Annotated in this window: 13 protein-coding genes and 2 rRNA genes (1 of these 15 cut by a window edge); 10 read left to right on the top strand and 5 right to left on the bottom strand. The window is 37.2% G+C overall.

What is annotated here, in order from left to right:
* Positions 1 to 24: 24 nt before the first annotated feature.
* Positions 25 to 2,913 (bottom strand): SusC/RagA family TonB-linked outer membrane protein, encoded by a 2,889-nt coding sequence (locus AB1278_RS02975; RefSeq protein ID WP_395971849.1) that lies wholly within the window; start codon positions 2,911 to 2,913, stop codon positions 25 to 27.
* Between the two features lie 395 nt (positions 2,914 to 3,308).
* Here AB1278_RS02975 and AB1278_RS02970 point away from each other — a divergent pair, with 395 nt between their 5' ends.
* The 10 genes from AB1278_RS02970 (at position 3,309) to AB1278_RS02925 (ending at position 18,772) form a co-directional block, all read left to right on the top strand.
* Entirely contained in the window at positions 3,309 to 4,103 is a 795-nt protein-coding gene (locus AB1278_RS02970; protein WP_395971851.1) for an SDR family oxidoreductase, read from the top strand.
* Positions 4,104 to 4,225: 122 nt separating this feature from the next.
* A complete protein-coding gene (locus AB1278_RS02965; protein WP_120232918.1) occupies positions 4,226 to 5,830 on the top strand; it encodes an autotransporter assembly complex protein TamA in 1,605 nt (534 codons plus the stop codon).
* Positions 5,831 to 6,151: 321 nt separating this feature from the next.
* On the top strand, positions 6,152 to 9,292 hold the full coding sequence (locus AB1278_RS02960; RefSeq protein WP_429812336.1) for a SusC/RagA family TonB-linked outer membrane protein: 3,141 nt from the start codon (positions 6,152 to 6,154) through the stop codon (positions 9,290 to 9,292).
* A 20-nt stretch (positions 9,293 to 9,312) separates the two neighbouring features.
* Positions 9,313 to 10,833 (top strand): SusD/RagB family nutrient-binding outer membrane lipoprotein, encoded by a 1,521-nt coding sequence (locus AB1278_RS02955; protein WP_429812333.1) that lies wholly within the window; start codon positions 9,313 to 9,315, stop codon positions 10,831 to 10,833.
* 82 nt (positions 10,834 to 10,915) lie between these two features.
* Positions 10,916 to 13,261, top strand: a complete 2,346-nt coding sequence (locus AB1278_RS02950) for a phosphocholine-specific phospholipase C (protein WP_429812330.1) — start codon at positions 10,916 to 10,918, stop codon at positions 13,259 to 13,261.
* Positions 13,262 to 13,434: 173 nt separating this feature from the next.
* Complete coding sequence (locus AB1278_RS02945) at positions 13,435 to 14,013, top strand: hypothetical protein (RefSeq protein WP_202841618.1); 579 nt, start codon at positions 13,435 to 13,437, stop codon at positions 14,011 to 14,013.
* Positions 14,014 to 14,117: 104 nt separating this feature from the next.
* Positions 14,118 to 14,918, top strand: coding sequence for a WxL protein host-binding domain-containing protein (locus AB1278_RS02940; protein ID WP_429812325.1), 801 nt, complete (start codon positions 14,118 to 14,120; stop codon positions 14,916 to 14,918).
* Positions 14,911 to 17,664, top strand: coding sequence for a hypothetical protein (locus tag AB1278_RS02935; protein ID WP_429812322.1), 2,754 nt, complete (start codon positions 14,911 to 14,913; stop codon positions 17,662 to 17,664). Before AB1278_RS02940 ends, AB1278_RS02935 begins: the two co-directional genes overlap by 8 nt.
* Positions 17,661 to 18,194: a hypothetical protein gene (locus tag AB1278_RS02930; RefSeq protein ID WP_429812319.1), complete on the top strand. Its 534-nt coding sequence runs from the start codon at positions 17,661 to 17,663 to the stop codon at positions 18,192 to 18,194. Before AB1278_RS02935 ends, AB1278_RS02930 begins: the two co-directional genes overlap by 4 nt.
* A gap of 14 nt (positions 18,195 to 18,208) precedes the next feature.
* Entirely contained in the window at positions 18,209 to 18,772 is a 564-nt protein-coding gene (locus AB1278_RS02925; RefSeq protein ID WP_429812317.1) for a hypothetical protein, read from the top strand.
* Between the two features lie 139 nt (positions 18,773 to 18,911).
* Here AB1278_RS02925 and AB1278_RS02920 read toward each other — a convergent pair whose 3' ends face one another.
* The 4 genes from AB1278_RS02920 to AB1278_RS02905 form a co-directional block, all read right to left on the bottom strand.
* Complete coding sequence (locus AB1278_RS02920) at positions 18,912 to 20,807, bottom strand: SusD/RagB family nutrient-binding outer membrane lipoprotein (protein ID WP_429812314.1); 1,896 nt, start codon at positions 20,805 to 20,807, stop codon at positions 18,912 to 18,914.
* Positions 20,808 to 20,822: 15 nt separating this feature from the next.
* Positions 20,823 to 23,720: a SusC/RagA family TonB-linked outer membrane protein gene (locus AB1278_RS02915; RefSeq protein WP_429812311.1), complete on the bottom strand. Its 2,898-nt coding sequence runs from the start codon at positions 23,718 to 23,720 to the stop codon at positions 20,823 to 20,825.
* Positions 23,721 to 24,355: 635 nt separating this feature from the next.
* Positions 24,356 to 24,463: ribosomal RNA gene (rrf, locus tag AB1278_RS02910) — 5S ribosomal RNA — on the bottom strand.
* A 144-nt stretch (positions 24,464 to 24,607) separates the two neighbouring features.
* Positions 24,608 to 24,657, bottom strand: a 23S ribosomal RNA gene (locus AB1278_RS02905); it runs 2,705 nt beyond the window's last position.

Here is a 24,657-nt window from a genome sequence, read left to right as displayed (position 1 = left end):
TTTTTACTTTTTGTTGGTTAAAAATTATAATCCGATCTCTACTCCGAAGATGAATGAGCGTGCCTGAGGATATCTTCCGGTATCTACTCCGTAAGAGTTCATTCCTACTTCAGGATCAAATCCTGTATATTTCGTTATGGTAAACAGGTTGTTGGTGGTTACATACACTCTCACTTTGTTTACATCCAGTTTATGGTACAATTCTTTTGGTAATGAATACCCGATGGTAAGGTTTTTCAGCCTTAAGTAAGATCCGTCTTCCACGTAGAAATCTGATACTTTGGAATAATTGCCGCTTGGGTCACCGTGTACCAGTCTTGGGATATCGGTATTCGTATTCTGAGGTGTCCATGCATTCAGGATATCTCTGTCCATATTATAGTTTTGTCCCGTTCCACCCGGATTCAACGAAATAAACTTCATTCCGTTGAAAATTTTATTTCCGTAAACGCCCTGGAAGAATAAATTCAGATCAAAGTTTTTCCAGGTCATATTGTATGAAAAGCCATAGGAGAACTTAGGATATGGACTTCCAAGATTAACAAAATCATTATTATTAAGCACTCCGGTATTTCCTTCCTTTTTCAGGAATTTGATATCTCCCGGCTTGGCATTGGGCTGGATAAGATTTCCGTTGGCATCTTTATAATTGTTGATTTCTTCCTGAGTCTGGAAAATCCCTCCGGTCTTATAACCATAGAAGGAATACAGAGGATCGCCTACTTTCACCCGGGTTGGCTTCAATACACCCCTTACTCCGTTATCATTGATGAAGATCTCATCCACATTGGCAAGCTGCTTCACCGTATTTTTTAGTTGACTCATCGTAGCTCCTATTGAGAACGTGAAATCGCCGGAAACTACTTTGTTATAATTGATTCCCAATTCGTATCCTTTATCCTGGAATAATCCCGCATTCACATACTGATTATTGTACGTTGCCGTACTTGGCAAGCTTACGTTGAAGATCTGATCTTTGGAATTCTTCACAAAGTAATCGAACTGTAAAGAAAGGCTGTTGTGAAGGAAGGAAGCATCTACCCCAAAGTTGGTCTGCTCAGACTTCCCCCATTTCAGGTCCGGATTCGGACGTGTGGTGGCATAATAAGCAATATTCTGGGAAGGATCCTGTCCGAAAATCACATTATTATCTCTCGTCATCAAAGGATTCACTGCCTGAGGTGAAATTCCTCCAAGATTACCCAAAATACCGTAGCTTCCTCTTAATTTCAGACTTGAAAGCCATGAGATATCTTTCATAAAGTTTTCTTTCGAAACCACCCAGGCACCGGAAACGGCATAGTAGTTAGCAAATCTGTTTTGTTTCGCTACCAGTGAAGAGCCATCACGCCTTCCCAATAAACTTACAATATACTTTCCGGCATAGTCGTAATTTACTCTCGCCAGATAAGAAACCAAAGACTGTTTGAATCTGTAACTGGAAACATCTTTATTGGTATCCGCAGCGTTCTGAAGGTGCTGGAAAACCTCAGCTTCACTTCTGAAATCATATGATTTTGCCACAAAACCCTCATCAATTGTTTTCTGGAAAGTAAAACCTCCAAGGAAATCGAAATTATGCTGTCCTGCTGAGATTTTATACGTTAACAATTGTTCTGCAAGCGCTGTTGAAGAATTATTGGATTGGTATTCCAGATTATTGGTATCAAAAATTTTCCCAATCTCAAGGACTCTGTATGTAAAGTTTTTTACATCCCCCAGCTTAAAAGTCTGTGAGAAATTGGAACGGAATTTTAAATCTTTCGCCAGTGTAATTTCAGCATAAGGGTTGATTAAAATTTCGTGGGTAGGATTTCTGATGCTGATTCTTTTAAGATAAGCAACAGGATTGATCATATCTCCGTAACCACCTGCCACATCAATCGGCAGTCCTGAAAAAGCACCACTTGGTGTATATACCGGAACATTGGGCGGATAGTACATAGCCGCCACCAAAGCACCTGTATAACCACTTTTGGTATCGGCTGTATTGCCGTCAGAGTAATTATAGTACATATTTTCTCCGATCGTCAGCCAGTCTTTTACTTTATGTTCAGAATTGACTCTGAAATTGTATCGTTTTGCCTGAGTATTCAGTAAAATCCCCTCAAGGCTTCTGTGGTTCATGCCTACAAAATATCTGGATTTCTCACTTCCTCCACTAAGATTAATATTGTATTCCTGAATAGTTCCTGTTCTGAAAATTTCTTTCATCCAGTCTGTTCTGGTAATTCTTCCGTCCGGATATTGATTAGGATTAAAAGCAGTTGGCAGACTTCCCAGTTTCCCCGCATTTTCATAGGCTTTGTACATCACATCCTGAAATTCTGCCGCATTCAGGGATTCTTTCAGCCTCCATGCCTGGTTTACGCCGTACTTAACATCAAAATCTACTGTTAGATTTCCTTTCTTCCCTTTTTTAGTGGTAATAAGAATAACCCCTCCGGAAGATCTTGCTCCATAAATGGCCGCAGATGCATCTTTAAGTACAGAAATATCCTGAATATCATTCGGATTGATAGAGGGTGTTCCATTGAAAACCACTCCATCCACAACATAAAGAGGAGTTTCTCCATTGATTCCTCCCAGACCACGAATATTGACCTTCGGTGCTCCGTTAGGATCTCCACCTTCGTTCACTACAGTTACTCCGGGAGCTTTCCCCTGAAGAACTTCTCCTACTCCAGACAAAGATCTGGAAGTTAGCTTATCCAACGAAGCCTCCGAAACGGCTCCGGAAACTTTACTTTTTTTCTGTGTTCCGTATCCGACAACAACAATCTCGTCGATGGATTTTTCTTTTAAGCTGTCTTTTTTCTGAGCGAGGAACACCGGTGAAGCCGATATTGCACCAATAAGTAATACCCTTCCCGTTAAATAAGTTACGGATACAGGGATTTTAAATACATTCATGATCTCCTTTTTGATTAGCTGCAAAATTAGATCAGTCTGCTTCCATGCCTCATTAAGGTTTTCTTATGTTTTTATTAAGAAATTTTAGATTTTTTCAGGTACCAACTACCACATAACAAAATTAAACACCTGTTTTTCAGAAACATATGTATTTAAAAGTAATCATTCTTCCGATGATGAATAATGAATTAATATTAAGTTTGTCTTAAATTTATTATCAAACCGGGACAATAAATGAAGACTCATTAAAAATTATTTCAGAAATAATAAATAACTGAGTTCATTTTTCTTTTTTTACATTTGCTGAAAATAGATTTTACTTTTGAACACAGACTATTAAAAACGTCTCACTGGTATCAGAAGAAAATAAAAACATTAAAAATCATACGAATTCAATGACCATCATTATAACAGGAGCCTCATCAGGAATCGGGTTTGCATTGGCAGAATATTTTGGTAAAAAAGGACATAAAGTATACGGATTAAGCCGAAAACATACAGAAAGCCAATACTTCAAATCTATCCCAACTGATGTGACAGACAATACTGCAGTTCAAAATGCTGTAGCAGAGGTTTTAAAAACAGAAAGCAAAATTGATGTTCTGATCAATAATGCCGGAATGGGAATGGTAGGTGCAGTGGAAGATTCTACGAAAGAAGATATTCTGAAGCTTTTCAGCCTGAATCTTGCCGGACCTGTACAGATGATGAGTGCCGTACTCCCGAATATGCGTGCGCACAAATTTGGAAAAATTATCAATGTTTCCAGTATCGGAAGTGAAATGGGTCTGCCTTTCCGTGGATTTTATTCGGCTTCTAAATCGGCTCTGGATAAAGTAACGGAAGCGATGAGATATGAAGTTTACCCATGGAATATTGATGTATGCTCTCTGCATCTGGGAGATATTAAAACCAATATTGCAGACAACAGAGTCATTGCAAAGGTTTCCCAACCTTATAAAAATGTTTTTGATAAAGTATATGCGCTGATGAATTCTCACGTAAATGACGGAACAGAGCCGTTGGAAGTCGCAGAATACATTGAAAAACTTTTAGCAAAAAATAAATGGAAAGCGCATTATTATTTTGGTAAATTCGGACAGAAAATCGGGGTTCCTTTGAAATGGATTCTTCCGCAGGGAACTTATGAAAATTTGATGAAGAAGTATAATAAACTGGATAAAAATTAGTTGATTGATAAGGCGCATTGTCATTCTGAACACTGACTGAAAGTCTGCGAACGTAGTTCAGAAATGCAGTGAAGAATCTTTTGTATTTTATAGAGATTCCTTTTCATATTCAGAAGAATAAATTGAAATTACTTTTAAAAATATTTTTTGTACTGTTCTGCGTTTTTACACAAGCGCAGAAGAAGCAGTATTGGCTGATTGATACGGAAACCAAGGTCAGGAAAAAAGTAAAAGATTCTACTTCAGCTGTAAAATTTCTGGATTCATTAGCGCAGAGTAATTATTTCTTCACTCAACTGAAAGACGTAAAAGTAAAAGGTGACAGCACCGAAATTTTCTACGATAAAGGAAAGAATTTCAATGAAACATATGTCAACCTTACAGATTCTCTTGTTCAGAAATTAAAAATCCAGAAAGATTTTTTCACTAAAAATTTAGACTCCACCAAGAAAAGTATCAACAAGACTTATATTGATGAAGGGTATTCTTTCAGTAGAATCAAATCTAAATACAAAGGCCAGAAAAACGGTTATCCGATCGTAGAACTTGACATCAACAAGAATGACAAAAGAACAATCAACGGGTTCGTAGTAAAAGGATACGAAAAAGTTCCCAAAAGATTCATCAAAAACCTTGAAAAGGAATTTAAAGGTAAAAACTATGATGACAAAAACCTTTTAGCCATCAACAAAACCTTTCAGAGTCATCCTTTTCTGACCCTTGAACGGCAGCCTCAGACTTTATTCACAAAAGATTCCACCAGTATTTACCTGTTTCTGGAAAAGAAAAAGACAAATACCTTCGATGGGGTAATCGGTTTCGGGAATGATAAAACCTCCAAGTTTACCTTAAACGGGACAATGAATGTCAATTTCAGGAATATGTTCAATGGTTTTGAAACTGTGAATTTATACTGGCAGAGAAACCCTGATAAAGGACAGACTTTTGATCTTAGGGTAGATATTCCGTACCTTTTCAAATCGAATGTCGGGATGGATACAAAAGTAAATATCTACCGTCAGGATTCTACATTTGCCAATGTAAAATTCCTGCCTGCCTTTTATTACCACATCAACAACCGGAATAAAATAGGTCTGAGAGCAACTCTCGAAACCTCTACTATTATTGATACGCTATACGTTCAGGGAAAAGACTACAACAAAAAAGGGATCGGGATATGGTATGAAATGACTGAGCCTACAGATATTGACCTTTTCCTTTATAAAACAAGGATCAATGCCGGATACGATTTCTTAACAACCACTTATTCAAAAGATAATATTAAAGCCAATCAAAACCAGTTTTATTTCTTTGGAGAACATAATTATCATATTTCAGGAAATCACTTTCTGAACATCAAAGCGGAGGGTGCCATGATGGATTCGAAAATAGAATTCTCTGCCAATGAATTATACCGTTTTGGGGGCTGGAATTCCATGCGGGGATTCAATGAAAACTCCCTCGCCGCCGACTTTTACTATTATGGAAGTCTGGAATACCGGTACCTGATCGGTAACCAGGCCTTCTTTGATGTCTTTGGACAATACGGACAGCTCAATAATAAATCTTTAAATGTAAAACCCAAGCTCTACAGTGTCGGGCTCGGTTTCAATTTCTTCATTCCTATCGGTTTGATGAGCTTCCAGCTGTCCAATGGTAATGAATTTGGAAATCCTTTTAAGTTTAATGATATTAAAATCCATTGGGGAATTCTGAGCAGGTTTTAGAAATAGAAAGGAAGAGGGAAGCTGGAGGCTGGATGTTATCGAAGTCACAGTTTTCCTATCCTGTTATTTTATAGAAAAGTTTTATTCAAAAATTATTACTGAGGGCTTCAAGAAGTTGGCAACACCACAATAACTTCCATTTTCCCTCTTCCAGCTTCCTAACTATATTTATATAATAAAGCAAAAGTCCCTATACAAAGGACATTTTTCATTTTACTTATTTATTAATTCTTATTGTTAAAAAATATTAAATCGTATTTTTATTTTAATACATCATTAAAGTACAGGTAACAGTGCACTGCTAAATTTGCCTTCAAAAAAATGAAGAAAACTCTAGCCACTTTTGCCGTTTTTTTACTTCCTCTTTATTTTTCCGCACAGGAAATCAATATTTCAGGAAATGTAAAATCAGAAAACGGTTCTAGTGTTTCCGGTGTGAACATCACCGACAAAAACACAGGAAAGACTGCTACTACTGATGAAAATGGTAATTTCACTATTTCTGCAAACCCAAAAGATATTCTTGAATTTTTTGCTCCTGATTTTTCCGTTTATACCGTTGAGGTTTCTTCCAAAAAACAGTATTCTGTTGTCTTAAAAAAGCAAAACGAAAAGCAGATTGAAGGCGTTGTTATTACCGCTTTAGGTATTGCCAAAAAGAAAGAAAAAATCGGATATTCTACTCAGGAAGTAGGAACAAAACAGTTTGAAACCATCACTACTCCAAGTATTGGAAATTTATTCTCCGGACAGGTAGCAGGATTGAACGTTTCCAATCCTACTGGAATGCAGCAGGCCCCACAGTTTACGCTGAGAGGAAACTCCAATCTGGTTTTCGTCATTGATGGTGTGATTGTAGAAAAAGAGGTTTTCCAGAATTTAGATCCTAATAATATCGAAAACATCAACGTCCTGAAAGGAGCTACCGCTTCTGCTCTCTATGGTTCAAGAGGTCGTTACGGAGCTGTTTTAATCACCACAAAAAATGCTAAAAAGAAAGGCTTTTCTGTAGAATTCTCCCAAAATACCATGATTACAGCAGGATTTACCAATCTTCCGAAAACCCAGACTGAATATGGTAACGGTTCCCATGGAAAATACGAATTCTGGGACGGAGCCGATGGCGGGGTAAATGACGGAGATATGATCTGGGGACCAAAATTTATTCCGGGATTACAGATCGCTCAATGGAACAGCCCTATCAGAGATAAAGTAACAGGACAGGTTGTTCCGTGGTATGGAGCAGTAACAGGAACTCAGTATGATGATAAATCAAGATATGAAAGAGTTCCGATTGACTGGAAATACCATGATAACTTAAGTACGTTCTTAAAACCAGCAGTAATCAACAATAATAACTTCGCGATCAGCTATAGAAGCAATAAAGACGTATACAGATTCTCCGGGAATTTCATGAATTATGATGACAGAGTTCCCAATTCTTATCTTCAGAAATATGGAATCAACTTCTCTTCTGAAAACCATTTAGGAGATAAATTAACCTTCGATACAAAATTCAACTTCAACCAGGCTTTTACTCCTAATATTCCCAACTATGATTATAATCCAAGCGGACACATGTACACCATCCTGATCTGGATGGGAGGCGATGTAGATGGAAAAGCATTGAAAAATCATATGTGGATCCCAGGAAAGGAAGGAAGAGCACAAGCCAACTGGAACTATGCCTGGTACAACAACCCATGGTTCGGAGCCGAGTATTACAAGAATCAGAACAGAACCAATATTATTAATGCTCAGACAGGTCTAGAGTATAAAGCGACACAGGATCTATCGGTAAAAGGGAAAATATCTCTTGTCGAAAACCATAGCAAAACGGAAATTCTGAGCCCTTATTCCTATTTCAATTATGATGCACCAAGAAGTGGTGGCTATATTTTGAAGGATAATAAAACATGGAACCTCAATTATGATGTGTTGGCGACTTACAAGAAAAAGATATCTGAAAATTTTGATTTTACAATCAATGCGGGAGGTTCTGCTTTCTATTATAAAAACAACAACAATGAAAGGTCTACGGACGGATTAAAAATTCCTGAAGTGTATACTTTCGAAAACTCTATCGGAGCGCTGAAAAATTATACGTACCTGAAGGAAAAACTGATTTACAGTGCTTACTCTACCATTGATATTGGATTGTATAATGCTTTCTTCATCAATGTTTCCGGGCGTAATGACTGGTCTTCTACACTACCTAAGGCCAACAGATCTTACTTCTATCCTTCTGCTTCCATCAGTGCGGTTATTTCCAACCTGGTAAAAATGCCGGAATCTATCAATATGTTGAAACTTTCTGCTTCATGGGCGAAAGTAGCGTATGATTTCCAGCCTTATTCCATCAGAAATTATTATCTGAACAATGGGGGAATCACATTCAATGGAAATCCTACTTATTATTATCCAACCACTCTGAATGTAGAAAATTCTTTGAAACCGGAGCAGACAAAATCTTATGAATTAGGTTTAAGCGCAGGGTTCCTGAATAACAGAATTACTTTAGACGCTACTTATTTCAGAACATTAGATTATAATAATATTCTCCAGTTCCCTGCTGCAGAATCATCCGGTTTCACTTCTCAATATGTAAACGGAAATGAATATACAACCAAAGGATTTGAAGTTTCCCTTGGTTTAGTTCCGGTAAAAACTTCTGATTTCAGCTGGAAAACATTAATCAACTGGAGTACTTATGAACAAAAGCTGACTTCCATTTATGATAATATGCCGAACTACAAAAATATTAAGCTAGGCGAAAGAATGGATAGCTATTACGACTATACATGGCAAAAGTCTCCGGATGGAAAAGTAATTCTTGATGCGAATACAGGAATGCCGACAAGAGCTAATAACCCAAGTAATCTGGGACATTTCAATCCTGACTGGACTTTCGGTTTCAACAACACATTCAAATATAAAAAATTCACTTTAAACATCGGAATTGACGGAAGCATCGGAGGTGTGATGAGATCCCAGGTTGTGGAAAAAATGTGGTGGGGAGGAAAACACCCTAATTCTGTAGCGTACAGAGATCTTGAATATGCAAATCCGGGAACGTATTATTTTGTACCTGATGGGGTTAACTACAATCCGGCAACCGGAACCTATACTCCACACACAAAAGCTATCAGCTACCAGGACTGGTCGCAAAATTATCCCTACCGTGCAAGAGTAACACAGGACGAAAGCGAAGAGTTTGCTAACATTTTTGACAGAACTTTCGTCAAGCTTAGATCTGTAGTATTAGAATATGACTTCTCTTCATTACTCAACCCAAGAGGAATGGTGAAAGGTTTCACCGCCAATATTTCTGCTTACAATCTGGCGATGTGGAAAAAATCAAAAAACCTTTATTCTGATCCAGACTTCCAGACAAAAACAGACAATGATATTCAGGATCCATCCAGCAGATGGTTTGGAATCGGATTTAATCTTAAATTTTAACTAAAAAGTACGTCAAGACAATGAAAAATAATATAAACAAAGTGACAGAGCAAAAAGGTAAAACAGCAAAATGGCTGATGAAATCTTTATTTGCAGCCGGACTTCTGACATTAGCATCATGTGAATCTAACCTTGATACCATCAATGAAAACCCTAATGACCAGGCCAGTATTGATCCCAAAAATCTATTGACTTACGTTGAAAAATATACTTTTCAGGTAAACGGGGACAATATGTATGCCTCCAGAATGATGATTGGTACTGATGGTGAGAATTCATACCAGTATATGAAATGGAATGATACTTCTTTTGAAGTCTATACCAAAGGACTTCTGAACACTGGAAAAATGATGCAGGAAGCTGAAAAAAGAGGAAACAAAAATTATCTGGCCATCGGAAAATTTTTGAGAGCGTATCATTTCTTCAATATCAGTTTAAAAGTTGGAAGTGCTCCTTATTCTGAAGCAGCAAAGGGTGAATCCGGCATTACCCAGCCTAAATATGATACACAGGAAGCTATCATGTCCGGAATTTTATCAGAATTAAAAGAAGCCAATGATCTTATTAATACCACCGATAAAATTGAAGGTGATATTGTCTACAACGGAGATGCTTTAAAGTGGAAAAAACTGATTAATTCATTCCGTCTGAAAATTCTGATCACTTTATCTAAAAAAACGACAGTAGGAAGTTATAATATAGCCGCAGAGTTTGCTTCTATTGCAGGAAGCCAGTCTCTCATGACCTCTATTGCAGATAACGGTGAACTTAATTTTGCTGATGCAGCAGACAGCAGATACACGATGTTTAACAACAGTGGATATGGTTCAAGTTTGTACATGGCTGATTATTTTATTAATATGTTCAAAGACAGGCATGATCCACGTTTGTTCACGTTTGCAGCACAGACTACAGGAGCAAAAGAAGCAGGAAAAGCCATCACAGACTATACAGGATATAACGGCGGAAATCCTACTTCTCCGTATTCTGATAATGCAGCACTGATCACTGCAAAAAACATTTCCAAAGTAAACGATCGTTTTTATAAAGACCCTACCAATGAACCTGCTTCTGTATTAAGTTATTCAGAACTTGAGTTTATTCTGGCTGAAGCTACAGCAAGAGGCTGGATTTCTGGGTCGGCAAAAACACATTATGATAATGCGATCAAAGCAAGTTTCAATTTTTATCAGACCTATGTAAAAAATCCGGGACAATATTTCTCAGGCTTTGATGTAAACCAATATCTTGCAACTCCTTTGGTAGTATATAATGATGCTGATTCACTACAAACACAACTGGAAAAGATCATGACTCAAAAATACATGACGATGTTCCATCAGGCACAATGGACTTCTTATTATGATTATCTGAGAACTGGCTATCCAAATTATCCTTTAAAAGCAGGAGTCGCAGCTCCTTTCAGGTTCAGGTATCCGCAGTCTGAGTATAATTACAACAGCAATAATTTAAAAGCTGCTTTAACGGCTCAGTATGGAGGAAATGATAATATCAGCTCCAAACCTTGGTGGTTACAATAAAAATCTGATTAATTTTATATAAAACAAAGAAACCGCAGGAAAATCCTATTAACTTGCGGTTTCTTTCTTATTACGATTGAACATGAACAGAAGAGAATTTTTAGAGAAATCAAGTCTTTTATTAGCAGGATTAGGAACCTCAAATGTTTTACATCCTTCCATTTTAAAAGCTTTAGCCATTGATCCGGCTGCCCAGTCTACATTTTATGATGCAGAGCATGTTGTCATCCTGATGCAGGAAAACCGTTCATTTGACCATGCTTTTGGTGCTCTAAAAGGAGTAAGAGGTTTTTTGGATAAAAGAGCTTTTATAAAACAGGACGGCCATTCTGTTTTCTTTCAAAAAAGTGACGAAGGAAAATATGCATCTCCTGCCCGTCTGGATTTAAGAAATACAAAATCTACCTGGATGAGCTCACTGCCACACTCATGGGCAGATCAGCAGAAAGCTTTGAACAAAGGTAAATTTGACCAATGGCTTCAGGCAAAAGCCTCAGGAAATAAAGATTATAAAAATATTCCGCTTACGTTAGGATATTACAACCGCGAAGACCTTCCGTTTTATTATCAGCTGGCAGATGCATTTACCATATTCGACCAGTATTTCTGTTCTTCACTCACCGGAACAACTCCCAACAGGCTATTCCTTTGGTCCGGAACATTAAGGGAACAGCAAAACGGAAAAGTAAAAGCCAATGTTGTTAATGAAAACATTGATTATGATAAAGCGAGGCAGGCAAAATGGAAAAGTTTCCCGGAAATATTAGAGCAGCAAAATGTTTCGTGGAGAATTTATCAGAATGAAATCAGTCTTCCAAAAGGAATGTCCGGAGAACAGGAAGCCTGGCTGAGTAATTTTACAGATAACCCGATTGAGTGGTTTTCAAAATTCAACGTTAAATTTTCAAAAGGATATTATCAGAATATTCCCAATATCATCGCCTATCTGAAGAAGGAGATTGAAAAAAATCCTGATCAGAAAGAAAGACTGGAAGCCATGCTGGCTGAAGTTCAGGAAGATCAGGTGAAATACCACCCTGACAATTATTCAAAACTTTCAAAAGAAGAAAAAAATCTTCATGAAAAAGCCTTTACCACTAATTCCAACGATCCTGATTACTGGAAACTGGAAATTGGAAAGGATGAAAACGGAGAAAGGCTTGTTGTTCCGGAAGGTGATGTATTATTTCAGTTCCGTAAAGATGTGGAAGAGAAAAAGCTTCCGTTGGTTTCATGGCTGGTAGCTCCGGAACATTTTTCTGATCATCCGGGATCACCATGGTACGGAGCCTGGTATATTTCTGAAGTTCTGAATATTCTGACCAAAGATCCTGAAACCTGGAAGAAAACCATATTTATCATCAATTATGATGAGAATGACGGGTATTTTGATCACGTATTGCCTTTTGCCCCACCAGTGAATCCAAGCCAGCCCGTAGATATGAACGGAAAAGAAGGGGTGGAATATGTGGATAAAACTCAGGAATATATGAGCTCTCCTTCTTTGAAAAGCTATGAAAAAGTAGAAGGAACTGTCGGATTGGGTTACAGAGTCCCTATGATCATCGCTTCTCCCTGGACGAAAGGAGGTTTTGTCAATTCTGAAGTATCGGATCACACGTCTGTCCTGCAGTTTTTGGAAAAATTCATTATGAAGAAATTCAAAAAGGATGTCCGTGTAGAAAATATCAGTGACTGGAGAAGAGCGATATGTGGAGATCTTACTTCCGCTTTCAATTCTTCCAGCGTGAAAGTTCCGAAAATGGATTATCTTGATCAGAAGGATTATGCTAAAACCATCAACGCAGCTAAAAATAAACCTGTCCCTAATTTGAAATGGTATTCTGAAGATGAACTTAAAGATAGCCTGCTTGACATTCAGGAAAGAGGCTTGAAACCATCCAATCCGCTGCCCTATCATTTCCATGTAAATCTGGAAGGAGACCATATAAAAATGACTAACCTGAAAGATAATGGGGTTCCGCTTTTGGTATATGACAGAACTCAATTCGACAATAATAATTATCATTTTTCATATGCTTTATATGAAAAGCAAACGCTATCCCATACTGTGCAGCCGGGAGCTTATGATTATGAAGTTTTCGGTCCCAATGGCTTTTTCAGGAAATTTAAGGGAAATAAAACTGCAGAAACAGAGGTGATCTTGACGAATATGACCTCAAAAAATCAGATTGAATTAATTATCAGAAATCACAAAAAGAAAAATTTTTCCATCAGTCTGGAAGATCTTTATACAAGAAGCGAAAGAACAGTTTCTGTACAAAAAACGGAAGAAAAAATCATTATTGATCTTGATAAATACAAAGGCTGGTATGATTTGAAGCTAAAATTAAACGATCATCTGTGGCACTTTGCCGGAAGAATAGAAACCGGAAAAGTTTCCGTTTCTGACCCGCATTGGGCCTAAAAACGCCTATAATATTGATAAAATACTGCACAAAATTGTGCAGTATTTTTTTTGAATTATTTCATCTTATAATGCATTACATATGATAAATAAGCAATTATAAAAAATATGTGGTATATTTTTTTTAAAACATATTGAATTTTGTTATCTTCACTTTACTAATTAACAGTGTCATGAAAAAACTAAATTTAACTATTGCAGCGTCTTTATTTGCGTTTGCTCTATGCGGGAATCTGAGTGCCCAAGATCTCGCTACAGATAACCATACGGTTACCATTTCTATTCCCGAAGTTGCATTGGTAGATATTGAGCCATCAGCAACCAAAAATATTACCCTTGGATTTACAGCTCCTACTGAAGCCGGAAATCCTATTCTTCCATCTGCGGCCAACACTACGTTGTGGCTTAATTATTCTTCTATTAAATCTGTGGCAGATCCTACCCGTAACGTAAGCGTAAAAATGAACGCTATCATTCCTGGAGTAGATCTTAATGTAACGGCGGCGGCGGCCACCGGAGCAGGAGCAGGCACATTGGGAACTTCCGCAGGACTGCTTACATTAACTGGTACTGACCAGACTATTATTTCCGGTATTGGAAGTGCTTATACAGGAAATGGAGCTAATAACGGTCATAATCTTACCTATGCACTCGCTGCAGGAAGTGGTCCTGGAGGGGTAGCCGCGTATGCAGATTTACAGGCTACAGCTACTGTTGCTGCTACCGTTACTTATACAATATCAGACAATTAGAATTTTAATTAAAATTCTATTTTACGTTTCAAAAACAAGAAGAAATTTGTATCCAGTTTCTTCCTTGTTTTGTATTATTAATGTTTTAACTCCAAACTTATATCATGATAAAGCGTATCCTTATCCTGATTACCCTGATTTTGCAGTTCAGCTTTTTACATGCCGGTATTGTGATTCTCAACGGACTTACGCATTCTTACAAAATAGAAAATGGAAAGGTTTATAAAGGAAAAGTTGCCATTGAAAACACGGGCAGCAATCCTCAAAGTGTAAAAATATTTTTACAGGATTATACCTACCATGCGGACGGAACGATCAATTATACAGCATTACGTACCAATAAACGAAGTAACGGAGAGTGGCTGAAACTCAACACTAATCTTGTTACCCTTAAAGGTAAAGAAAAGACTGAGATCTTCTATGAAATAATCATTCCCAATCAGGCAATGGATCCGGGAAGCTATTGGAGTGTGATTATTGTAGAGCCGGTAGAAGAGATAAAACCCAGCGACGGTAAGCCGGGAGTAATTATCACTTCTGTTATACGATATGCCATTCAGGTAATTACAGATTTTGAAACAGAAAAGGCCCAGCCGGACCTTAAGTTTGAAAGTGTAAAGGTGGAAAAACAGGAAGGAAAACAAACGGCAAAGATAGCAATAGCCAATAATGGTAATCTTTACTGTAAACCGACTGCTTCCATAGAAATCTATAACCGAAAAACGGGTGAGAAGGTGGGAACTTATTCAAGTTTAACAATGGGGCTGTTACCCGACACCTCCAAAACATTTTACATTGACATTAGTAAAGTACCCCCTGATAAATACAAAGCAGCTATTATAGCCACCGATGAAGAAGAGAATGCTTTTGCACTCAATGTGGAATTAGAAGTAAAGAATGATTAGAACTTGGACTTTATTTATTATCATATCACTATTCCCGGTATTTATTTTTTCCCAAGAGCAACCCAACAGGTTGATCAGTAAAAAAGATAGTTTATTGCCGGGAATGTCTACTTCTATTCCCTTCACATTCGAAAATAATTCGAAGGAAACCAAAACATATGATATTTCAGTTGTCACATCAAGTTCCTCAATCAATCCTATTCTGGCAAAAGGAGAATTTCAGATTCTTCCGTATGAAACATCAGTATATCTGGTTCCATTACGTGTCGGAACAGAAACAGGACAGGGTACTTATTCTGTAACCCTGAACATTACAGATCGTAGTAATGGAACAGCTTTTACAAAAAATTCAAAAATCGTAGTTTCCGGAAACAGAAAGCTTTTGGTAACGGCTTTAAATACCCCTGAATTTGTAAGAGCAGGAGAAACAATCCGTGCTTCTTTCCTTTTGAAAAATAATGGTAATGTTACAGAAAACATTGTTCTTGAAAGTAAAAATGCCGTAGTTGATAACGAGTCATCCCTTGTTCTTGCCCCCAATGAATCAAAAATTATTACGATTCACAAAGTAACAAGTCCTGAACTTGCTCAAAATGAATTTCAAAACCTAAATCTTTCGGTACACCCGAAGAGTCGTCCCAAAGAAATTCAGGATGTCTACGCAACTACTCAGGTAATTTCAGTAAAGCCATCTGAAAACGATATTTATCACAGACTTCCTGTTGCCCTCTCCCTATCTTTTATCGGAATGCAGAATATGGGAGTTTATCACGATGGTTTTCAGGGTGAAATCTATGGTAAAGGAACACTGGACAAGAATAATAAAAACCAGATTGAATTTAGAGCAGTTACTCACAATCCTGTAGAACTCAATACATTTACTCAATATGAAGAATATTTTGTGAATTATAAACGGAACAATCTTTCTATTCATTTAGGTGATAAAACCTACTCTTCATCCTATCTTACAGAATTTGCAAGATATGGGCGCGGGGCAGAAATTCGCTATGATTTTAATAAAATAAGCTTTGGGGGATTCTACAATCATCCCAGATTCTTCAGAGATATTAAAGATGAATTTAATATGTATTCAGCTTTTAAAATCCGGAAAGAGTCCGAAATTTCTGTGGGCTATCTCTACAAAACCCCGAGGAAGGAAGAAATCAGATTTGGAGATGTAAGACTTGATTCAGATGCTCATCTATCATATGCTAAAGGAAAATTCAAAGTGTCAAAAAATATCAATCTTTCCGGAGAACTGGCATATAGTACAACGAAGAACACTGATGGAACAGCTTATTTATTACAGGCAGAAGCTGTATTTAAAAAATTAAACGGAAGTCTGATGTATATGAGAGCCAGCCCTGATTTTGCCGGATATTTCACCAATACCAATACCTTTAACGGTAATATTTATTATAATATCACCAAAAAAATCAGCGTATTTGCCAATTATATGCAGGATGCCAAAAATTTCCAAAGAGATACACTGCTCCTGGCCGCCCCGTACAGAAAGTATTTTCAATATGGAGTGCAATACAAATATATTCCTACTGGTTTCATCATCCTGAATAATGGATATCAAACTTATAAAGACCGTTTGGAACCAAAGCAGTTTGATTACTATGAACGTTACTTCAAGGTGAGTATTAATCAGCAAATAGGAGTTTTCCAGGTCAATCTGGATGGACAATTCGGTAAAACAGATAATTATATGACTGGATTTAGTGGAAATTCCAGTTTTTATTCTGCGAATCTTTCATTTCAAAAATTCAGTACCTCATTTAACATCTTCGGAAGTTATGCTATAAGCTCAAGATATCAGCTTCAAAACCAGAGAAATTTTTATTACGGAGCGAGAATCTTCAGCAAGTTTTCTGATAAGACCAGCTTAAGTATCTTTTATCAGAACAATTACATGCCAGAGGAATATTTTAAAGACAGAAATCTGTTTGAGCTTCTTTTTCATCAACAGCTGTTTCAGGGGAACGAACTTGATCTTTCCGGAAGGTATTCACTACAAAGAGGGGAAATCGGAGATAAAGATTTTATATTTTCCATGCGCTATACCTGGCGCCCCAACGTTCCTGTACAAAAAATTGCCGAGTATATTTCACTGTCCGGAAATGTCAGCAGCTTAGGATTAAAAAAAACAGAAGGAATAAGACTAATACTTGGAAGTTATCTGTCTGTTACGGATAAGGATGGAAATTATATGTTTAAAAATGTTATTCCCGGCAACTATTTTCTTGAAATAGACCGTTCCACGACAGAAATCAATGATATTCCAACCCAGACTTTTCCTGCAGCGCTTTCATTACTCAATAAGGAAAATACATTTAATTTCGGATTAACAACAGCGGCGACTGTTCAGGGGCATGTTAAGTTCCTGGAAACCGGAGATAAAGATCAAAATGATTTTGGCCAGCTGCCATCTGCTAAAGGAAAGAAGAAAAAAGAAAGTATTATTGTGGAAGCTACCAATAACGATCAGACTTACCGTAAAGTATGCAACATAGGAGAAGATTTTGATTTCACCTATCTGCGTCCGGGAGACTGGACTGTGAAAGTTTACCGCAATGGATTGGACAAGCGTTATAAAATTTCAACGGACAAATTTATATTTACTTTACAGCCTTCGGAAACAAAGAAAATAACAATCAATGTTGTCAAACAGCAGATAGAGATCAAATATCAAAAGGAATCCTTGAAAGTAGGATATAATGAAATAAAAAAGAAGAGATGATTCTGATCCGTACCCTATTATTAATTGCATTTTGTGTTGTATCCGGGCCAATCTATTCCCAGACCGCAAATACTACTGTTAGTCTTACATTGCCTGTAGTAACTTTAATGGACATTGAGCCTACAGGAAGTATTGTGTTAAATTTTACAGCTCCTACAGAAGCTGGAAATGCTGTTGGAGCACCGACTCCCAATACATCAAAGTGGATAAACTATACATCTGCTATTGCTTCCGGAGGACTTACAAAAAGAATTACAGCATCTGTGAATCAAGTTATTGCCGGAGTCAATATAAGGCTGCAGGCAGCTGCGGCTTCCGGAGCAGGAGGCGGAACATTGGGAACATCGGCGGGGCAGGTAACGCTCACGACCACGCCTACTACAATCATTAGCGGTATTGGAGGAGCATTTACCGGAAATGGAGCTAATAACGGGCATGCACTTACCATTTCACTTGCCACTGGTACGTATGCCAATTTACAGGCACAGACCAATACAGCTATCGTGATCACCTACACTATTACAGAATAAAATTAGCAATGAAAATGAAAAGCCCTTTTCTCAAAGAACAGTTCTTAAAAAGATATCTATACATTATTGCTTTAATGATGGGAAGTTACCTTCAGGGGCAAACCATAAATATTGCAGGAACAAGCTGGACTGTCAGCGTACCAACCATTACAGAGGCTGGAAATAACTATATAGGAACCTATGACAATCCTGCACAATTAACATTATCCGGTAATTTGCCAGGATCCTTTCTTAATCTTCTTTCAGCCTCCGGAGCCAAAATAACCATGCAACTTGCACCCACCTCGTGGAATAGTTCCCTGAAGCTTTATGCAAAAAGGAGCGGAGGCACGACAAAAATCAATGGGCTTTGTGTAGGGTGTACTGCCACAATTAATGGAGGAACAGCCAATTATATCGAGATACTTCAAGCCAGTGCCGTAACATTGTCAACTATTACTTTTACAGGACTATTAGGAATCAGCAATAGTGTAGATTACTCTGCCATTAATGTACAATTGCAAATTGGTGGTGTTTCTGTAACAATTCCGGCGACAGCATATAGTACTCAGGTAGTTTTTACAATAGCAGCCAATTAAAGCTCTGAAGCCAATCCATATACTCTTTATCATAATTATTTGAACAATCCGTTTAAAGAGATATCCAGTCAATTTGTATCTAAAAAAACAATCCTTTTCAAAATCAGAAAAGGATTATTTTTTTAGTATTAAAACTTAATTAATGTTTGGCCCACCAAAGAGGAGTCAGTACAGCATCTGTGCCACCAAGTAATTGTACAGCTTTATCATATCCAGGCTGATCGGTATTTCTGAAAGTACTTGGATATCTTAATCTCTGAGGAAAATTCTGAATAGAATTCGTCATATAGTTCCCTGAGCTCAGATTAGGAAGGTTGGGTAATGGAGTTTCGATGGCTGGATTTTCAAAAAACGGCAGCCCAAGTCTTCTCTGATCATTCCAGGATTCTAACGGTAACCAAGGCATATTGGCAATATATTTCTGGGTAATAATCTTGGTCAGTTTATCATTCTTTACCGATCCGTTCTTATAAATAGTATTCACAGGATATTTAATTTCAACAGAAACTAAGTTCCCGGTTACAGGATCTTTATATTTCATGGTATGGCTTGCTCCCGGTTCTGTAATATGACTGTAAGAAACAGAAGTACCGTCACGGTTATAATCCGTTGAAGCAATATATTGACCATAGAATTGTGAAACTCCATTATAAACAAAACTTTCCTGAATTCCTTTATTATAAGCAGCTTCATCACTCATTGGAACTGTCCAGCCTTTCAATGCAGCTTCTGCCAGAAGGAAATAGGTTTCCCAACTTGCAAAAAATATTCTTGCATTCTTACTTTCTCTATACTGCTTACCTAAAGCCGGCATACATCCTACTACATTTCTCAAGCCGTTTCTCTGTCCTTTTACGCCCCAGTTTCCAATGGTATAGGCATTCCAGGTATTTACGGTATTTATTGTTATTTTAGAATTGTCTTCAAACGTAAGATCTCCGTGATTGGTAGTTGCCTGATTGGTATAAGTCGGATACAATGAGTAAACCGGGCTTGTAAGATCCCCCGGAATATAGAATGTTTTATAGGCTCTCGGATCTATTTTATTGGGTAATCCGTCCAGCCAGTAGCCTGCACTTGGGTCATTGGTCATTGTAGTGAACTGTTGATCATATTTTATACCGATATAATCAGATGCCTTTACCTGTGCATGTTGAGCTGCTGGTAATTGGTCTGTAGAATTTACTCCTCCTAGTCCAATGTATAAATTATTAAGGGTTGCTGATAAAATCTGAGAGTTCCATTCTCTGGACATTACACCTGTTAGCGCATCCCATCCCGGTTTTTCAGCAACTTTAAAATTATCTGTACTTGTAGCGATAAACATATTTGAATTAGCCGCTGCTTCAAATTCTGTTTTTGCTTTTGAAGGATCTACTTCGGCGATTCTCATAGCAATTCTCATCCTCATAGAGTTGGCATACTTTACCCACTGAGTCCAGTTAAACCCATAAACCATATCATAAGCATTAGCATTTGATGGTACTCCCTGCGTTGTGTCCATTTTTGTGACTGCATCTTTCAATTCTTCCAAAATAAAATAATACACTTCTTTTTCAGAATTAAAAGTAGGATTCGTTCCCTGAAAAGCGTGAATCGGTTGAGGTCCGAAATTGTCCGAAAATTCACTCATTAAATAAGCTCTCCAAATTCTGGAAACCTGAATGACATTATCATAATAAGGTTTTCCCTGTCCGGCCGCCTTTTTTTCATTAGCCAACTGAATGGCCGCATTCGCATTATTCAGCCAGTCCGAAATGTATTTCCAATATTCAGAAGTCCAGGAATCATCGTAAGTTCCACCTGCAATTCCGGTTGTCAAATGCTGTCTTGCTGCCGTTTTCCAGTATAAAACAAAAACACGTTCTGCAATATTAGGATCCTGCTGGGCACCGAGAATTGAGTTATTTAATAAATATTCGGGTTCTGCCTTATTAGCGTCTACGGCAAACGGGTTATTATTAATGTCTTCAAAATCATTGCATGAAGTACATAGTAAACCAATCGTAAAAAATGATAAGATATATTTTTTCATTGTTTCAGTTGTTAATTAAAAGCCTAAAGTGATTGTAAATAAATAAGATCTTGAAGTAGGAAAAGCAAGGTTTTCAAATCCTGTAGCATTAGAATTAATTGCGAATACAGATTCCGGATCGATTCCTTTAGCTTTGCTATAGATCATCCATACATTATTGGCCGTAAAAGCTACTTTAGCACTCTGTAAGGCTAGTTTTTGGAAAATACTTTTAGGAAAATTATATGTCAGCTGAATATTTCTTAAACGAATATTGGTAGCATCATAAATGTTTTGCTCTGTAATTCCTAAGTTTCCGGATGTTACAGCTCCCCAATAATCCTGTTGAGTAATTTCTTTGGTATTTGCTGTATAACCGCCATTTCCTTCCACTACGGCATCCAAAATCATATTATCACGTTTTCCTCCGGGTGCAGTGTCTGCAGCAAGTCCATTCGCTTGTAATGCTGCTTGTGTTGCAGAGAAAAATTTACCTCCGATTCTTCCGTCAATTAAAAATGAAAGTCCGATATTTTTATAAACAAAGCTGTTTGTAAAACCAAACAAAGCTCTCGGGGTTTGATCTCCTAAATAATATTGATCGGGCGTTGCCTGCGGTAATCCGTTTTGATCCACAATCAATTTTCCGTAATAAGGACTGCTGGTATCTTCTACTCTTAAGAATTTTGTTCCGTAAATGGCTCCGTAAGGTTTTCCTACTTCTGCGAAGAAAGCAACGTTATCAAAACCTGATAAAGGATATTTTGAAACAATCCCGTCAATTTTATCGATGTTGCTTTTTAACGTTGAAAAATTGGCATTAACATTCCATACAAAGCTTTCCTTCTTAAAGATATCCGTATTCATTACGAATTCAAACCCTTTGTTATGCAACCCTCCTGAATTAATCATCATTCTTTCATATCCGGAAAGTGGATTTATCGGAATGGCTATAAGCTGATCGGTGGCATTATTATTAAAATAACTTACATCCAGAGACACTCTGTCAAAAAACTTCATGTCTGCTCCAACTTCAAAAGTTTTAAGCTTTTCCGCATGTAAATCCGGATTAAAAAGTATCTTGTTCCTTGCAAGTACAATATGTCCGTTTGGATCAGTGGAAGCAATATATGTATTGTACAAGCTGTGAGGAGGTAAAGAGTTACCCACAATTGCGTAGGCCGCGCGAAGCTTAGCAAATGTTAAGGCATTTAAAGTAGTACCATTTAATTTTTTCAGCATATCTGTCAAAACTAATGAAGTACTCACAGAAGAATAAAAATAAGACCTGTTATTTATATTCAAAGTAGAAGACCAATCATTTCTTGCTGTAGCATTCAGAAACCAATATCCGTCATAATTAATTTCAGCAGCAGCAAATACTGAATTAATTTTTTTCCACATATCAACTTCGGTTGTTGTAACAGAAGCAAGATCACTCGTATTAGACGTACTGAAAACATTGGCAATAACGAGATTTTGTGTGGAAAAATATAATGCTTTATCCCTGCTTTCCATCATCTGTCCATAAACAGAAAGCGATCCTCCCCATTTACCAACAATATCATCTTTTTTAGCATTAAGACTTATGATATAATTATTTTCATAAAACTTTTCCTGACCGGTAGAGTAAGAATTATTACGTCTGGATCCCGTCCAAACTCTCGCATCCGTATTTAAAGAATAGAAATCCGTTCCTAATCTTACATCTGCGCTCAGCCAGTTATTAAATTGATATTTAAGATAACCGTTTAATAAAAACCTGTCTTTTTTATCAGCGTTCAATGCATTATAAGCAGTCCAATAGGGATTAATTCCATTAGAGGTTATCCAGCGCGATGTCACTCCATTTTGCATCTGCCCCTCACGATAATCTCTTATATCAACATTTTGAGGCATCAGAAGGATTGCTGGGTAGTAATTCCCGTCACCTTGCCCTGCAGAGGGTCTGTTTGTACCTTTAACACTCATATATTGAGCTTTCACCTCAGTAGTCCATCTTTTATTAGCCCCAAAATTAGAATTCATTTTCGCCATAAAATTGAACCTCTCATATTTTGAGTTCGGAATCTGGCTATTACTGCTTAAATAATTAGCAGAAGTGTACAAGCTCGATCCTTCACCAATGTTCTCCTGAAAGCTCAATGTATGCTGAGAATTAGTTCCTGTCTTAAAAAAGTTTTTTAAGTTATCGTGGACTGTCATATTTGAACCTTCAAAAGTCGGTCCCCAGGAAGTTGTATTGTCGGTCCCTTGAGGATTGACCAAACCATTACTTCCTTGTGCGAAACTATGCTGCAAATCAGGTTTCATAAAAATATTTTCAAAACCTAAGCTTGTAGAATATGTAATTCCTAATCCCCCTTTTCTTTTACCCGTTTTTGTAGTAATCAAAATAACACCGTTTCCACCTCTGGAGCCATAAAGAGCAGAAGCAGCACCACCTTTCAGAACAGAAAGACTTTCAATGTCGTCCGGATTGATATCACTTAGACCATTCCCCATATCAAGATCCGGATTCCAGAAATCGTTATTAGAATCTTTTCCATTCTGCTTAGCCTTTGATCCTAAGCTATTACTTAACGGAACTCCATCTACCACAATAAGAGGTTGATTATCTCCTGTAAACGAATTAAATCCCCGCAGGTTAATTTTGGAGGAAGAACCTGGTCCAAAACTTCCTTTAATCACTTGTAACCCGGCAACTTTTCCTGCTAACGCATTGGTAACATTATTTTCTTTGGCGTCAACAAGGGTTTGTCCTTTCACATCCTGGAAAGAATATCCAAGCGCTTTTTTTTCTTTTTTTACACCATAAGCTGTAACAACTATTTCGTCAATCTTTGACGCTTTAGTTGAATCACTTTGTGCATACAATCCACCGAAAAAGAATAAGGATTGGAGCAGTCCAACCTTAAAAATGGTTTTTTTCATAAAAATTAGATTTGGTATATATTTAACAATATCACTAGATATTTCAACAAATAAACGTAATTATCATTAAATTAATATACAATCATTAATTATTTATGCCAAATCTATTAATAAAAGCAACCAAATTATTCTAATCACAACATATTCAATCATTACTATGAGTGTAAAGCTTTTGATACTTAAATAATTAAGTAAAATTTAAAGTTAAAAGAGCTCTAGTCTGAATCTTGTACTTTGTGGGGATTGAGTTGAATAAAATAATGGATTTGTCTAGATTCCTATGGAGTGACTGTTGTAAATGATCAGCTTAAATCGTGAGTTCATATATCCCCAATCGTATCATTCCGCAGGAATCCAGCCTCCTTTATTAGAGTCTTTATGATTTTTTTAACTCAGACGGTTTGATACTGTAAAATTGTTTGATGATACTTTGTTGAGACTCCTACGGAGTGACAATTGGAGTGTATGCTGTCAGCATAAGTAATAAATGATAGGTGATAGTTGATCAATCATAGTTGATTGATGTATCGTTTATCAATTATTATTCATTGCTTATTGCTTATAAGCTTAGCTTGGGTATAAAACAAAAAAATCCTTTATCACAATGATAAAGGATTTTTTAAAAATAAAATAAAAACTGGCGGCGGCCTACTCTCCCGCGTTAGCAGTACCATCGGCGCTGGTGGGCTTAACTTCTGTGTTCGGAATGGGAACAGGTGAGCCCCACCGCTAAAACCACCCTAAAGAAGGTATATAGCTTTAAGCATTAGGCCTGAAGCCTTAAGCTTATTGCGTTTTAAGCGATAAAAACTTTCACAAAGACAAAACCTTCGCTGCGCATAAAGAACTTGTCATTTATTATATTATAATTTCATATAGCAACCATAGGCTATAAATCTACGGGTAATTAGTACTACTTGGCTATGACATTACTGTC

This window comes from Chryseobacterium sp. NRRL B-14798, assembly GCF_050470705.1.
GTDB lineage: Bacteria > Bacteroidota > Bacteroidia > Flavobacteriales > Weeksellaceae > Chryseobacterium > Chryseobacterium cupriresistens.
This window is presented reverse-complemented; position numbering and strand designations above follow the sequence as displayed.